Annotated in this window: 11 protein-coding genes; 7 read left to right on the plus strand and 4 right to left on the minus strand. The window is 65.8% G+C overall.

Annotated elements, in window-relative coordinates; all coding sequences use genetic code 11:
• From folP to serA, 5 genes are all read left to right on the plus strand, one after another.
• On the plus strand, positions 1–690 hold a 690-nt coding region (gene folP, locus ACKOED_RS17555), incomplete at its 5' end, for a dihydropteroate synthase (protein WP_408917922.1).
• A 12-nt stretch (positions 691–702) separates the two neighbouring features.
• Positions 703–2,049: a phosphoglucosamine mutase gene (glmM, locus tag ACKOED_RS17560; protein ID WP_408917923.1), complete on the plus strand. Its 1,347-nt coding sequence runs from the start codon at positions 703–705 to the stop codon at positions 2,047–2,049.
• Positions 2,050–2,242: 193 nt separating this feature from the next.
• Complete coding sequence (locus ACKOED_RS17565; protein ID WP_408917924.1) at positions 2,243–2,770, plus strand: outer membrane protein; 528 nt, start codon at positions 2,243–2,245, stop codon at positions 2,768–2,770.
• Between the two features lie 348 nt (positions 2,771–3,118).
• Positions 3,119–4,240, plus strand: coding sequence for a phosphoserine transaminase (locus tag ACKOED_RS17570; protein WP_408917925.1), 1,122 nt, complete (start codon positions 3,119–3,121; stop codon positions 4,238–4,240).
• Between the two features lie 36 nt (positions 4,241–4,276).
• Complete coding sequence (serA, locus tag ACKOED_RS17575) at positions 4,277–5,863, plus strand: phosphoglycerate dehydrogenase (RefSeq protein WP_408917926.1); 1,587 nt, start codon at positions 4,277–4,279, stop codon at positions 5,861–5,863.
• 9 nt (positions 5,864–5,872) lie between these two features.
• On the opposite strand, the gene ACKOED_RS17580 is transcribed toward serA, so the two are convergent.
• Positions 5,873–7,351: a hypothetical protein gene (locus ACKOED_RS17580; RefSeq protein WP_408917927.1), complete on the minus strand. Its 1,479-nt coding sequence runs from the start codon at positions 7,349–7,351 to the stop codon at positions 5,873–5,875.
• Between the two features lie 189 nt (positions 7,352–7,540).
• On the opposite strand from ACKOED_RS17580, the gene ACKOED_RS17585 reads away from it, so the two are divergent.
• Positions 7,541–8,833 (plus strand): adenylosuccinate synthase, encoded by a 1,293-nt coding sequence (locus ACKOED_RS17585; RefSeq protein WP_408917928.1) that lies wholly within the window; start codon positions 7,541–7,543, stop codon positions 8,831–8,833.
• Between the two features lie 55 nt (positions 8,834–8,888).
• Here the strand turns inward: ACKOED_RS17585 and ACKOED_RS17590 are convergent, their stop codons facing one another.
• The 3 genes from ACKOED_RS17590 to ACKOED_RS17600 all read right to left on the minus strand — a co-directional run bounded on the left by ACKOED_RS17590 (position 8,889) and on the right by ACKOED_RS17600 (position 11,453).
• The gene (locus ACKOED_RS17590; protein WP_408917929.1) at positions 8,889–9,185 is read right to left on the minus strand and encodes a type II toxin-antitoxin system RelE/ParE family toxin; all 297 of its coding nucleotides are present in this window, start codon (positions 9,183–9,185) and stop codon (positions 8,889–8,891) included.
• Complete coding sequence (locus ACKOED_RS17595; protein WP_408917930.1) at positions 9,182–9,442, minus strand: type II toxin-antitoxin system ParD family antitoxin; 261 nt, start codon at positions 9,440–9,442, stop codon at positions 9,182–9,184. The genes ACKOED_RS17590 and ACKOED_RS17595 overlap by 4 nt, the downstream gene beginning before the upstream one ends.
• Before the next feature lie 109 nt (positions 9,443–9,551).
• Entirely contained in the window at positions 9,552–11,453 is a 1,902-nt protein-coding gene (locus ACKOED_RS17600; protein WP_408917931.1) for a propionyl-CoA synthetase, read from the minus strand.
• Positions 11,454–11,567: 114 nt separating this feature from the next.
• Here ACKOED_RS17600 and ACKOED_RS17605 point away from each other — a divergent pair, with 114 nt between their 5' ends.
• Entirely contained in the window at positions 11,568–13,193 is a 1,626-nt protein-coding gene (locus tag ACKOED_RS17605; RefSeq protein WP_408917932.1) for an acyl-CoA synthetase, read from the plus strand.
• Positions 13,194–13,408: the final 215 nt, after the last annotated feature.

Consider the following 13,408-nt stretch of genomic DNA (forward strand, 5'->3'; position numbering starts at 1 on the left):
GACATTCTCGACATCGGCGGCGAGTCGACCAGGCCGGGCTCGGAAGGTGTCCCGGAAGATGAAGAGCTGCGCCGGGTCATTCCGGTGATCAAGGCGTTGGCCGAAGCGGGGCACACAGTCTCAATCGACACCCGCAAGGCGCGGGTGATGCGCGAGGCGCTGGCCGCCGGGGCCAAATTCGTCAACGACGTGTCGGCGCTGACCTTCGATCCCACATCCATGGAGACGATGGCGGCGGCGTCCTGTCCGGTGATCCTGATGCATGCCCAGGGCGACCCCAAGACCATGCAGCTGAACCCGCGCTATGACGATGTGGCGCTCGACGTTTATGACTGGCTCGAGGCGCGCATCGCGGCCTGCGCGGCGGCGGGCATCGCGCGCGAACGCCTGATCGCCGACCCCGGCATCGGCTTTGGCAAGAGCTTCCGGCACAATCTCGATGTGATGCGCCAGTTCGCGCTTTACCATGGGCTGGGCGTGCCGCTGCTGGTGGGCCTGTCGCGCAAGGCCTTCATCGGCGCGCTGACCGGCGAGAAACGGGCGGCTGAGCGCGCCAACGGCTCGGTCGGCGGGGCGGCCTGGGCGGCGCTCAACGGCGCGCATATCCTGCGCGTGCATGACGTCAAGGCGACGGTGGCGGCGCTCGCCGTGATCAGGGCGGCGGCGGCGCCGGAACAAAGCGGGCTTTAGGCGGGGGATGACATGAGCCGGAGATATTTTGGAACCGATGGCGTGCGCGGCCTCGCCAACAGCGGCGCCATGACCGCCGATATGGTGCTGAAAATCGGCATGGCGGCGGGCAGCCTCTACCGCCGCGGCAGCCATCGCCACCGCGTGGTGATCGGCAAGGATACGAGGCTCTCGGGCTATATGATCGAGAATGCGATGGCGGCGGGCCTGCTTTCCGCCGGCATGGATGTGTTCCTGTTCGGGCCGCTGCCCACGCCCGCGGTGTCGATGCTCACCCGTTCGCTGAGGGCCGATCTCGGCGTCATGATCTCGGCCTCGCATAATCCGTATGCGGACAATGGCATCAAGATCTTCGGGCCCGACGGTTTCAAGCTTTCCGACGAGGAGGAAGAGCGGATCGAGGCGATGATTGACGACCCATCGCTTTCCACCCGCGCCGCGCCGGACCGCATCGGCCGCGCCAGGCGGATCGAGGATGCCCAGGCCCGCTACATCGAATTCGTCAAGCGCACCTACCCCAAGGACATGACGCTGGATGGGCTTCGGGTGGTGGCCGACACCGCCAATGGCGCGGCCTACAAGGTGGCGCCGGCGGCGCTGTGGGAACTGGGCGCCGAGGTGATCCAGATCGGGGCTGAGCCCAATGGCGTCAACATCAACGATCACTGCGGTTCGACACACCCGGAGGCGATGTGCGCCAGGGTGAGGGAGCAGGGCGCCGACATCGGCATCGCGCTCGACGGCGACGCCGACCGGGTGATCATCGCCGACGAAAAAGGCCAGGTGATCGACGGCGACCAGCTGATGGCGCTGATCGCCACGTCATGGGCGCGGCGCGGCGAACTGAAGGGCGGCGGCTTGGTTGCGACCGTGATGTCCAACCTCGGGCTCGAACGCTATCTGGCGGAGAACGGGCTCGCCCTGGCGCGCACCCGGGTCGGCGACCGCTATGTCGTCGAACACATGCGCGCGCATGGCTTCAATGTGGGCGGCGAACAGTCTGGCCACATCGTGCTTTCGGACTTCTCAACGACCGGCGACGGGCTGCTGGCGGCGCTGCAGGTGCTGGCCGAAGTGAAGCGCCAGGGCAAGCCGGTGAGCGAGGTGTGCAAGCTGTTCACGCCCTTGCCGCAGGTGCTGAAGAATGTGCGCTTCGGGCAGGGCGCGCCATTGCAGGACAACCAGGTGCGCGCCGCCATCGCCGCGGCGGAAGCGCGGCTTGGCAATGCGGGCCGCCTGGTCATCAGGCCGTCCGGCACCGAGCCGGTGATCCGCGTGATGGCGGAGGGCGATGACGCGGGGCTGGTGCGTGGCATCGTTGAAGAACTATGCGCGGCAATCGCCAGGGCGGCGGCGTAAAGGCGCGGGCGCCAGGCCGTCTGATCGCATTATGGTGCATGGACGGTAAACGCGCAGCCCCGCTCTGGTGCAAAATCATGTGGCATTAACGCAACATCGGGCAGCGGACTTTTTTCCGCCGCAATGGCGCCCGTTGCCGGCCATGGCGCGGGTCTAACTTCCTCGTCATCGATTTTGCGAGGGAGCAACGATCATGAAGAGCATCATCAAGACATTTCTGGCCCTCGGCCTTTCGGCCGCCGCCTGCGCGCCGGCCCTGGCGGCCGATGCCATCCCCGAGACCCCGATCCTCGATTCCAGCTGGTATCTGCGGCTCGACGGCGGCTTCTCCTGGCTCGACACCGGCGACGGCACGGTCGATTCCGGGACGCTCGGCGGCGGCGTCGGCTATCAGTTCAACGACAATCTGCGCACCGATCTGCGCGTTGATTACGCCGGGCTTGGCAACGACGACACCTCGCTCACCACGGCGCTGGGCAACGTCTATTTCGACATTCCGACCCAGACCATGCTCACGCCCTATGTCGGCGCGGGCGTCGGCTATGGCTGGGCAACCGGCACCGGCGACGATGTCAACGGCGTGGCCTTCGGCCTGATGGCCGGCGTCGAGGTCAACCTCACCGACGAACTGAGCGCCGATGTCGGCTACCGCTACCGGCAGATCTTCGATGAGGACGTCTACGACAACCAGGCGCTGATCGGCCTGCGCTACCGCTTCTGACGGCTGAACGAGACGCGCGCAAGCCTCCCGCGGCCCCCGGGCGTGACCGGGTGGCCGTGCCGCTCCCCCCTCTCATCACCCCCGGGCTTGACCCCGGGGGTTTTCCTTGGTTGCAAGCATGAAGATTGCCCGGTCAAGCCGTCTCCCGTCTCATCAACGCCGGGCTTGACCCGTCCATCATCACAAGCGCCGCCGGCAAGAAGATGCGGCGGTCACGCCATGGCATGACGTGCTTTCACATTCCTGGAGAGACGGCGGCTCTTGCAACGCGGGCTGAAATGCGCGATATGGGCCGCGGGCTAGCCCTCCCCACCGAGGGCCGGTCCATCTGCAAGGATGGAGCACAAGATGACGATGAAACCGGCCGCGCGGCCCGCTTCCGCGCATTTTTCTTCCGGCCCCTGCGCCAAGTTCCCGGGCTGGTCTCCCAACAAACTCAAGCTGGACTCACTCGGCCGCTCGCACCGCTCGAGCCTTGGCAAGGCGCGGCTGAAGCGCGCCATTGAACTCACCCGCGCCGTGCTGGAGGTTCCGGCCAGCCACCTCATCGGCATCGTGCCGGCCTCCGATACGGGTGCGGTCGAGATGGCGATGTGGACCATGCTCGGCGAACGCCCGGTTGACATGCTGGCCTGGGAAAGCTTCGGCGAGGGCTGGGTGACGGATGCCGCGAAACAGCTCAAGCTGAAGGACCTGCGGGTGCTGACCGCGCCCTATGGCGCGTTGCCCGATCTTGCCGCGGTGAACCCCGCCCATGACGTGGTCTTCACCTGGAACGGCACCACCTCCGGCGTACGGGTCCCCGATGCCAGCTGGATCGCGGCCAACCGCGGCGGGCTCACGATCTGCGACGCCACCTCGGCGGCCTTCGCCCAGCCGCTCGATTTCGCCAGGCTCGATGTGGTGACCTTCTCCTGGCAGAAGGTGCTGGGCGGCGTAGGCGCGCATGGCGTGCTGATCCTCGGCCCGCGCGCCGTCGAACGGCTCGAAAGCTACAGGCCGCCCTGGCCGCTGCCGAAAATCTTCCGCCTCACCAGCGGCGGCAAGCTGATCGCCGGCATTTTCGAGGGCGAAACCATCAACACGCCCTCCATGCTGTGCGTGGAGGATTACATCGCGGCGCTCGAATGGGCGCAATCGCTGGGCGGCCTCAAGGCGCTGATGGCCCGCGCCGACGCCAACGCCGCCGTGGTGCAGCGCTGGATCGATGCCCGCGATTTTGCCGCCAATCTCGCGAAACATCCGGCCACGCGCTCCAACACCTCAGTCTGCCTCACGCTCGAGGGCGATGCGGCGGTGCCGAAGTCCATGGTGAAGCTTCTCGAGGCGGAAGCCGTGGCCTTCGACATCGGCTCCTACCGCGATGCGCCGCCCGGGCTTCGCATCTGGTGCGGGGCCAGCGTGGAAACGTCCGACGTTGAAGCGCTCATGCCGTGGCTCGACTGGGCCTATGCCCAGGCCCGCGGCTAACCGAACCCTTTTCCGTTTTCTTCAGGAGTGTCCAACATGGCTCCCCGTGTTCTCGTTTCCGACAAGCTTTCCGAAACCGCCGTGCAGATCTTCCGTGACCGCGGTGTCGCCGTCGATTATCTGCCGGACCTTGGCAAGGACAAGGACGCGCTGCTGGCGGCGATTCCCTCCTATGACGGGCTCGCCATCAGGTCCGCCACCAAGGTGACGCCCAAGCTGATCGCCGCCGCTGAAAAACTGAAGGTGGTTGGCCGCGCCGGCATCGGCGTTGACAATGTCGATCTCGCCGCCGCCACCCAGCGCGGCATCGTGGTGATGAACACGCCCTTCGGCAACGCCATCACCACGGCCGAGCACGCCATCGCCATGATGATGGCGCTGGCCCGGCAGATTCCCACGGCCAATGCCTCAACCCATGCCGGCAAATGGGAGAAGAACCGCTTCATGGGCGTGGAGCTGTTCAACAAGACGCTGGGCGTGATCGGCTGCGGCAACATCGGCGCGATCGTCGCTGACCGGGCGCTGGGCCTTAAGATGCGGGTGATCGCCTATGACCCGTTCCTGTCGCCGGAGCGGGCGATCGAAATCGGCGTCGAGAAAGTGGAGCTCGACGACATCTTCCGCCGTTCCGACTTCATCACGCTGCATACGCCCTTGACCGACAAGACGCGCAACATCATCGACGCGGCGGCGCTGGCCAAATGCCGCAAGGGTGTGCGCATCATCAACTGCGCGCGCGGCGGCCTGGTGGCGGAAGACGCGCTGTATGAGGCGCTGATGTCAGGCCAGGTGGCGGGCGCGGCGCTTGACGTGTTCGAGGCGGAACCCGCTGTCAGCCACAAGCTGTTCGGGCACGAGAATGTCGTCTGCACGCCGCATCTCGGCGCCTCGACCGGCGAGGCGCAGGAAAACGTGGCGCTGCAGGTCGCGGAGCAGATGGCGGACTATCTGCTCAACGGCGCGGTGAGCAACGCGCTCAACATGCCGTCGATCTCGGCGGACGAGGCGCCGCGGCTGTCACCCTTCATCGCGGTGGCGGAAAAGCTTGGCTCCTTCGCGGGCCAGCTCACCGAAGAACCGGTCGAACGCATCGTCATCGAATATGCGGGCGAGGTTGGCGAGATGAACACCCGGGCGCTGACCTCGGCGGCGCTGGCTGGCATGCTGCGGCCGATGCTGGGCCTGGTGAACATGGTGTCGGCCCCGGTGGTGGCGCGCGAACGCGGCATCAAGGTGGATGAGGTGCGGCAATCGCAGCGCGGCGCCTATGAGAACTACATCCGCCTCACCGTGAAGACGGCGGGGCTCGAGCGGGCGGTGGCCGGCACGGTGTTCTCGGACGGCAAGGCGCGGCTCATCCAGATCAAGGGCATCGACCTTGAAGCCGAATTCGGCCCGCACATGCTCTACATCACCAATGAGGACAGGCCCGGCTTCATCGGCGCGCTGGGAACGGTGCTGGGCAATGCCGGCGTCAACATCGCCACCTTCAACCTCGGGCGGCGCTCCCAGGGCGGCGAGGCGATCTGCCTCGTCTCGGTCGACGAGGAGCCGCCGCCGCCGGTGCTCCAGGCGGTGAACAGTCTGCCGCATGTGCGGCAGGTGAAGCCGTTGCGTTTCTGACGGCGGCGGCTACTGCCCGCCGATCATCTTGGTGAGGTCGGTGCCGTTGACGGTGACGCCGCCGGTGGGCGTGCTTTCGATGGCCCAGGACAGGGAACCATCCGCCTCCTGCCTGGCGAGGCCCCGGACCAGCAGCAGCATCGGCGCGAGATTCTGCATTTCCATCTCGGGCGGGGCTGCCTGCAGGGCGGCCATCAGCTGGTCCATGCCGGTGAGCTTGAGCAGCGCCTTGCCAGCCGGCATCACGGCGGGCCCCGCCGTCATGCCGCCTTCAGCTTTGAGGTTGAAGGCCTTGGCGAGAATTTCGCTGGGTCCCAAGCCGATCTGCACCACGCCGCCGGGCAGCAACGCCATGATGAGCTCACTTTCGACGGCCTCTGACACAGGCGGGTCTTTGGCGAGGTCCATTTTGTCGATGAAAAGCGCCGCGGCGGCGGCGAGATCATATTTGCTGACATTGAAATCCAGCACGAAATCTTGAGGGATGATGTCAGCCACCCAGGGCTGAACAAGTTCCTGTGGCGCCGAGATGCCGGTGAACGAGAAGCGCTGCCGGAAATAGCCGTCACTGACGAAGCCCGTGACCTCCATATCAAGTCCGAGCTGTTGCAGGCCGAAACTCCCCGCCACGGTATTCACGGCGAGCGCGTTCATGGTCTGGGTTGATGACATGCTCCTCACCAGAGGCATCGCGGCCTTGAGCTTGCCCTTCAGCTCCGCCTGGTCCGCGGCGATCGCTTCCCCGGAAGGCCGCTGTACGAACCAGGCGATCAGATCGGCGATTGCCTTTGGCTTGAGGCCCTTGCTGGTGATGGTCTGTTTTCCATCGCTGGAGGACTGAGAGAACGCCATGGCTGGCACCGGAGCTCCGGACGCATCCGATCCACTGAAAGTCTGGCGGAGGCCCTGGTAGCCGATATTCATGGTGCTTTCAGCGTCATCGGCGCTGCCGGTCAGCGCCCATGTGACTGAGATGCTGTCGGCCGTGCTGATGGTCCGGCTTTCCTGCCCCCGCGCGGACATCTGTTGATCCATGGCAATCTGCTTCAGTTCGCTGCTCGTGGAAGCGAAGCTGGACAGAGCCTCATCAAACACGCCAGTGCCCTTGTAGGAGCCCAGCTGGATTCTGAACTCGATGGCCCCTTCCGCACCCTGTGCCGCATCACCGGCTTTCATCTGGAAGGCCAGCGGCTGGTCCTGGTCGACCTGCCATTTGCCGCCGCCCTGCGGCGTGATCAGCCATTCGATGGGCGTGAGGCTTAAGGTGACGTTTGGTTCCCTGATCTTGGCAAACAGCGGCGCGGCGTCGAACCGGGCGCGGTAACTGTCGCCCTCGGGCGTTACGGTCACCACGCCGGGTTCCTTGCCCAGATAGGTCTGGAACACGTCCGTGAGGCGCTGGGCCTCTTCCGGCGTGGCCGCGGCAAAGGCGGGGCCGCTGATGCCGGCCAGCAAGGCCAGTCCGGACAGCGCGGACTTGAGTTTCATCACGGGCTTTTCCCTTTCTGAGATCGCAAGCCAGAGGCTTGCACCGCGGGATCACCAAGGTCAACAGGGCGGATCGGCCGCCCCCCGCATCTCCGCTTTGCCCCGGCCGCGCATTGCTGTAGACACCGTCAACGGCCCCGGCGGCGCATCCCGCCCGGGGCCGTTGCTGTGAATGACGGGGAACCGGAAATGGCGAATGTCGCGGTGGTCGGCGCCCAATGGGGCGACGAAGGCAAGGGCAAGCTGGTGGACTGGCTCTCGGAGCGCGCCGATGTGGTGGTGCGCTTCCAGGGCGGCCACAATGCCGGCCATACGCTGGTGATCGACGGCGTCACCTACAAGCTGTCGCTGCTGCCGTCGGGCATCGTCAGGCCGGGCAAGCTGTCGGTGATCGGCAATGGCGTGGTGATCGACCCCTGGGCGCTGGCCGCCGAAATCGACAAGCTGGGTTCGCAAGCCGTCGAGATCACGCGCCACAACCTGCGCGTTGCCGGCAATGCCACGCTGATCCTGCCGTTGCACCGCGACCTCGACCAGATGCGCGAGGCCGCCGCGGGCGCCGCCAAGATCGGCACCACCGGGCGCGGCATCGGCCCCGCCTATGAGGACAAGGTCGGCCGCCGCGCCATCCGGGTGAGCGACCTCGCTGATCTCGGCACCATCGGCCCCAAGGTCGCGCGGCTGCTCGGCCATCACAACGCGCTGCGCCGCGGCATGGGCCAGCCGGAGGTGAAGGCGGATGATCTGATCGCCGAACTGGCCGCCATCGCGCCGCGCATCCTGCCGTTTTCGGACGCCGTCTGGGCGCTGCTCGACGAAGCCAAGCGCGACGGAAAGCGCATCCTCTTCGAGGGCGCGCAGGGCATCCTGCTCGACATCGACCACGGCACCTATCCTTATGTGACCTCGTCCAACACGGTGGCGGGCCAAGCGGCGGCGGGCTCCGGCCTCGGGCCATCCTCGATCGGCTATGTGCTGGGCATCGCCAAGGCCTACACCACGCGGGTGGGCTCCGGCCCGTTCCCCACCGAGCAGCAGAATGACATCGGCGAATATATCGGCCAGCGCGGCCGCGAGTTCGGCACGGTGACGGGCCGCAAGCGCCGCTGCGGCTGGTTCGACGCGGTGCTGGTGCGCCAGGCGATCAGGACTTCCGGCATCCATGGCATCGCGCTGACCAAGCTCGACGTGCTGGACGGGCTCGACGAGATCAAGGTGGGGATCGGCTATGAGCTGGATGGCAAGCGGATCGACCGCTTTCCCGAAGCCGAGGAGGCGCAGAAGCGCGTGGTGCCCGTCTATGAAAGCTTCGAAGGCTGGAAAGGAACGACAGCCGGCGCGCGCAGCTGGGCGGGGAGCTGCGCCCAGGCCATCAAATACGTCCGCTACCTCGAAGAGCTGATCGCCTGCCCGGTGGCCCTGCTGTCAACCAGCCCGGAGCGCGAGGACACCATCCTGATGAAGGACCCTTTCGCGGATTGAGCGGGCGGGCAAACGATGTTCGGAACTCCTCGCCGCTCGGCGCATGCGGGAGGCGCTAGATTTCTTCGCCATAGATCACGGGGATATCCCTCGCCCCATGCAGAACCCGCTCAATCAAGATCTGATCCGGCAGCGGCGTGTAGAAGATCACGTAACGGCCAAATGGAACCGACCGGAGGTTTTCTCCAAGCTCAGGCCGCGCGGCCCCGCCCAGAGGAGAAGAGGAAAGGCGCGCGCACCTCGCCCTTAAGCCAGCTATAAACTTCAACGCGGCTTGCGGATTGTCGAGAAAAATGTAGTCGCCGATTTCTTCAATGTCATGGGCCGCACGGGGTGAGAAGGCAACCCTCATTTACCCGGGCTCTTGCCCGCGTATTTTGCGGCCAGGCGGTCAAGCACCGCATCGGCAGGCAAACTGGCGCCGCTGTCCCGGCCCTCCTGTATCAGCGTTCGCAGCGCTTCGATTTTCGCCTGCTGGAGGTTTTCCCGCTCTTCAAGCAGGCGGAGGCCATCCCGCATGACCTCGCTGGCCGTTGCATAGCGGCCACTGCTGACGAGGCCCTTCACGAAGTCCTCGAAGTGCGTTCCAAGCGTGTAACTGGATGCCATAGCGACCAATCCTATTGTATCAGAATATATCATTTTATGATACAATTCGCAACCCACCTTATGGCGTTCTGACAGTTGCCCAGTTTGTGTGGCGTTTCGCCTGCCAGGCTCAAACCCCGATCCCCTTGCCCGCCAGCGCGGCGCGGATTTCATCGAGGATCGCTGGATCGTCGATGGTGGCCGGCGTCTTGAACTCCTCCCGGTCAGCGATCTTGCGCATCGTGGCGCGCAGGATCTTGCCGGACCGCGTCTTGGGCAGGCGCGGCACCACCACGACCGTCTTGAGCGCGGCCACCGCGCCGATCTTCTCGCGGATGCGGGCCACGCATTCCTTCTCGATGTCGGCGGCGGGCCGGGCAACGCCCGCCTTCAGCACCACGAAGCCCACCGGCACCTGGCCCTTCAGCTGATCGGCGATGCCGATGACTGCCGTTTCCGCCACATTGGGGTGGCCGGCGAGCACTTCCTCCATGCCGCCGGTCGAAAGCCGGTGGCCCGCCACGTTGATGATGTCGTCGGTGCGGGCCATGATGTAGACGTAGCCGTCCTCGTCCATGAAGCCCGCGTCGGCGGTCTCGTAATAGCCGGGAAAGCGCGAGAGATAGCTATTGCGGAAGCGCTCGTCATTGTTCCAGAGCGTCGGCAGGCAGGAGGGCGGCAGCGGCAGCTTCACGCAGATGGCGCCCAGCTTGCCGCGCGGCACTTCATGGCCGCCTTCGTCCAGCACCTGGATGTCATAGCCGGGCATCGCCACGGTGGGCGAGCCGTGCTTCACCGGCAGCATGCCGAGCCCCACCGGATTGGCGGCAATCGACCAGCCGGTTTCGGTCTGCCACCAGTGATCGACGACCGGAACTTTCAGCATGTCCTCGGCCCATTTCACCGTGTCGGGGTCGGCGCGCTCGCCCGCCAGAAACAGGGTGCGCAGCGAGGAGAGATCATATTTGCGGATGAAGTTTCCTTCCGGGTCTTCCTTCTTGATGGCCCGGAAAGCGGTGGGCGCGGTGAACAGCGCCGAGACGCCATAGTCCGACACGATGCGCCAGAAGGTTCCGGGATCCGGCGTGCCCACGGGCTTTCCCTCGAACAGGATGGTGGTGGCGCCATGCAGCAGCGGCGCATAGACGATGTAGGAATGGCCCACCACCCAGCCCACGTCCGAGGCCGCCCAGAACACCTCGCCGGGCCTGATGCCGTAGATGTTTTCCATCGACCATCTGAGCGCCACCATATGCCCGCCATTGTCGCGCACCACGCCCTTGGGCTGGCCGGTGGTGCCGGAGGTATAGAGAATATAGAGCGGGTCGGTGGCCTCGACGTTCACACAGGCGGCCGCGCGGCCCTGGCCCCTGGCGACGCGGGTGATGTCTTCCCAGTCATGGTCGCGGCCCGCTTTGAGCTCCGCGGCAACCTGCGGGCGCTGCAGGATGACGCAGGATTCGACCTTGTGCGCGGCGATGTCCAGCGCCTGGTCAAGCAGCGGCTTGTAGGCGATGACCCGGCCCGGCTCGATGCCGCAGGAGGCGGACAGGATGAGCCTGGGCTTGGCGTCATTGATGCGGGTGGCGAGTTCCGGCGGCGCGAAGCCGCCGAACACGACCGAGTGGATGGCGCCCAGCCTGGCGCAGGCCAGCATGCCGAACAGCGCCTCCGGAACCATCGGCATATAGAGGATCACCCGGTCGCCCCTGCGCACGCCGAGATCCTCGAGTGCCGCCGCCAGCACCGACACCTCGTCGAGGAGCTGGCGATAGGTGTAGCGCGCCCTGGCGCCGGTGACCGGGCTGTCATAGATCAGCGCAAGCCGCTCGCCATGGCCCTCCTTCACATGGCGGTCCACGGCGTTCCAGCAGGTGTTGCATTGAGCGCCAACGAACCAGCGGTCGAGCCCGCCGACCTGGGCATAGACCTGCTGCCAGGGCGCGGCCCAGTCGATGGCCCTGGCGGCCTCCGCCCAGAACGCGGCCGGGTCCTGTTTCCAGCTGGCATAGGTCTCGTGATAGCGGCTCATGAGGCGGGCCTTTCGCTGCGATGATCGAGGGCGGGTTTGCCCAGCCGGAGGGGCCGCTTTGACGGCGGAGCCGGCTGGGCTAGAACCGCTTTCATTCTGACCAAGGATAGCCTCATGTCCGCCTATGAGAAAGACCTCGACAAGAATGCCGCCAATTTCCAGCCGTTGACGCCGCTCAGCTTCCTGGCGCGCGCGGCGGCCGTCTACCCGGATCACATGGCGATCGTGCATGGCCGCCAGCGCACCAGCTATGCGGCGTTCTATGGCCGCTGCCGCAAGCTCGCCTCGTCGCTGGCCAGGGCCGGCATCAGGAAGGGTGAGACCGTCTCGGTGCTGCTCGCCAACACGCCCGCCATGCTCGAATGCCACTATGGCGCGCCGATGGCGGGGGCGGTGCTGAACACGCTCAACACCAGGCTCGATGCCGCCACCATCGCCTTCTCGCTCGCTCACGCGGAGGCGCGGGTGCTGATCGTCGACCGGGAATTCTCGAGGCTCGCCCGCGAAGCGCTGGCGCTGATGAAGGCGCCGCACCCGATCGTCATCGACTACGTGGACCCGGAATATGCGGTGGACGGCGAGCCGGTGGGCGCCATCGATTATGAGCAGTTCCTGGCCAGCGGCGATGCTGGCTTCGACTGGCTGTGGCCCGCCGACGAGTGGGAGGCGATCTCGCTCAACTATACGTCCGGCACCACCGGCAACCCGAAGGGCGTGGTCTATCACCACCGCGGCGCCTATCTCCTGGCGCAGGGCAATGTGCTGACCGCGGCGATGCCCAAGCACCCCGTCTATCTCTGGACGCTGCCGATGTTCCACTGCAACGGCTGGTGCTTTCCGTGGTCGATCTCGGTGGTTGGCGGCACTCATGTGACGCTGCGCTGGGTGCGGCCCAGGGCAATCTGGGAAGCGCTCGCCGAACACAAGGTCACGCATCTGTGCGGCGCGCCCATCGTGATGTCGACGATCCTCAACGCGCCGGCGGAAGACAAGCGCGCGCTCTCTCACAAGGTGGAATTCTTCACCGCCGCGGCGCCGCCGCCCGAGGCGGTGCTGGCCGCCATGGCGGATGCGGGCTTCAACGTCACGCATCTCTACGGCCTCACCGAAACCTATGGGCCAGCCGTGGTCAATGACTGGAAGGCCGAATGGGACCTGCTCGACAGCCCGGCGCGCGCCGCCAGGAAGGCCAGGCAGGGCGTGCGCTACCACGCGCTCGAGGACCTGACCGTGATGAACCCCGAGACCATGGAGCGGGTGCCCGCCGACGGCGAAACCATGGGCGAGGTGATGTTCCGCGGCAACATCGTGATGAAGGGCTATCTCAAGAACCCGAAGGCCTCTGCCGAGGCCTTCCGCGGCGGCTGGTTCCATTCGGGCGACCTGGGCGTCTTGCACCCCGACGGCTACATCCAGTTGAAGGACCGCTCGAAGGACATCATCATCTCAGGCGGCGAGAACATCTCCTCGATCGAGGTCGAGGACGTGCTCTACAAGCACCCCGCCGTGCAGGCGGCGGCGGTGGTGGCGCGGCCTGACGAGAAATGGGGCGAAACGCCTTGCGCCTTCGTGGAGCTCAAACCCGGCAAGCAGGCCACGGCGGAAGAGATCATCGCCTGGTGCCGCGGCGGCCTCGCCAGCTTCAAGGCGCCGCGCCATGTGGTGTTCACCGAGCTTCCCAAAACCTCGACCGGCAAGATCCAGAAGTTCAAGCTCAGGGACATGGCCAGGGGTTTATGACGGCGGACATGCTTCCGATGTTTCGCGCCGTCATGTGCCCTAGGTCTTCTCCCGCTCCTTGAGCGGGAGAAGAAAGGGGCCCATTGCGAAGCAATGGGAAAGATGAGGGGAAGGTGGCGTGAGAAATCAAGCAGCACGCTTCGCTCCCCTCACCTTCCCCAACTTCGTTGGGGCCCCTTCCTCTCCCGCAGGCGGGAGAGGACGAAAGCGGGCGC

It is taken from the genome of Aestuariivirga sp., assembly GCF_046093005.1.
Lineage (GTDB): Bacteria > Pseudomonadota > Alphaproteobacteria > Rhizobiales > Aestuariivirgaceae > Aestuariivirga.

What these genes read in the sequence shown, in the direction of transcription:
- serA (WP_408917926.1), top strand. Translation starts at nt 4,277, where the DNA reads ATGGCTCCCCGTGTTCTCGTTTCCGACAAGCTTTCCGAAACCGCCGTG.
- ACKOED_RS17595 (WP_408917930.1), bottom strand. Translation starts at nt 9,442, where the DNA reads ATGGCATCCAGTTACACGCTTGGAACGCACTTCGAGGACTTCGTGAAG.
- ACKOED_RS17565 (WP_408917924.1), top strand. Translation starts at nt 2,243, where the DNA reads ATGAAGAGCATCATCAAGACATTTCTGGCCCTCGGCCTTTCGGCCGCC.
- ACKOED_RS17600 (WP_408917931.1), bottom strand. Translation starts at nt 11,453, where the DNA reads ATGAGCCGCTATCACGAGACCTATGCCAGCTGGAAACAGGACCCGGCC.
- ACKOED_RS17570 (WP_408917925.1), top strand. Translation starts at nt 3,119, where the DNA reads ATGACGATGAAACCGGCCGCGCGGCCCGCTTCCGCGCATTTTTCTTCC.
- ACKOED_RS17590 (WP_408917929.1), bottom strand. Translation starts at nt 9,185, where the DNA reads ATGAGGGTTGCCTTCTCACCCCGTGCGGCCCATGACATTGAAGAAATC.
- glmM (WP_408917923.1), top strand. Translation starts at nt 703, where the DNA reads ATGAGCCGGAGATATTTTGGAACCGATGGCGTGCGCGGCCTCGCCAAC.
- ACKOED_RS17585 (WP_408917928.1), top strand. Translation starts at nt 7,541, where the DNA reads ATGGCGAATGTCGCGGTGGTCGGCGCCCAATGGGGCGACGAAGGCAAG.
- ACKOED_RS17580 (WP_408917927.1), bottom strand. Translation starts at nt 7,351, where the DNA reads ATGAAACTCAAGTCCGCGCTGTCCGGACTGGCCTTGCTGGCCGGCATC.
- ACKOED_RS17605 (WP_408917932.1), top strand. Translation starts at nt 11,568, where the DNA reads ATGTCCGCCTATGAGAAAGACCTCGACAAGAATGCCGCCAATTTCCAG.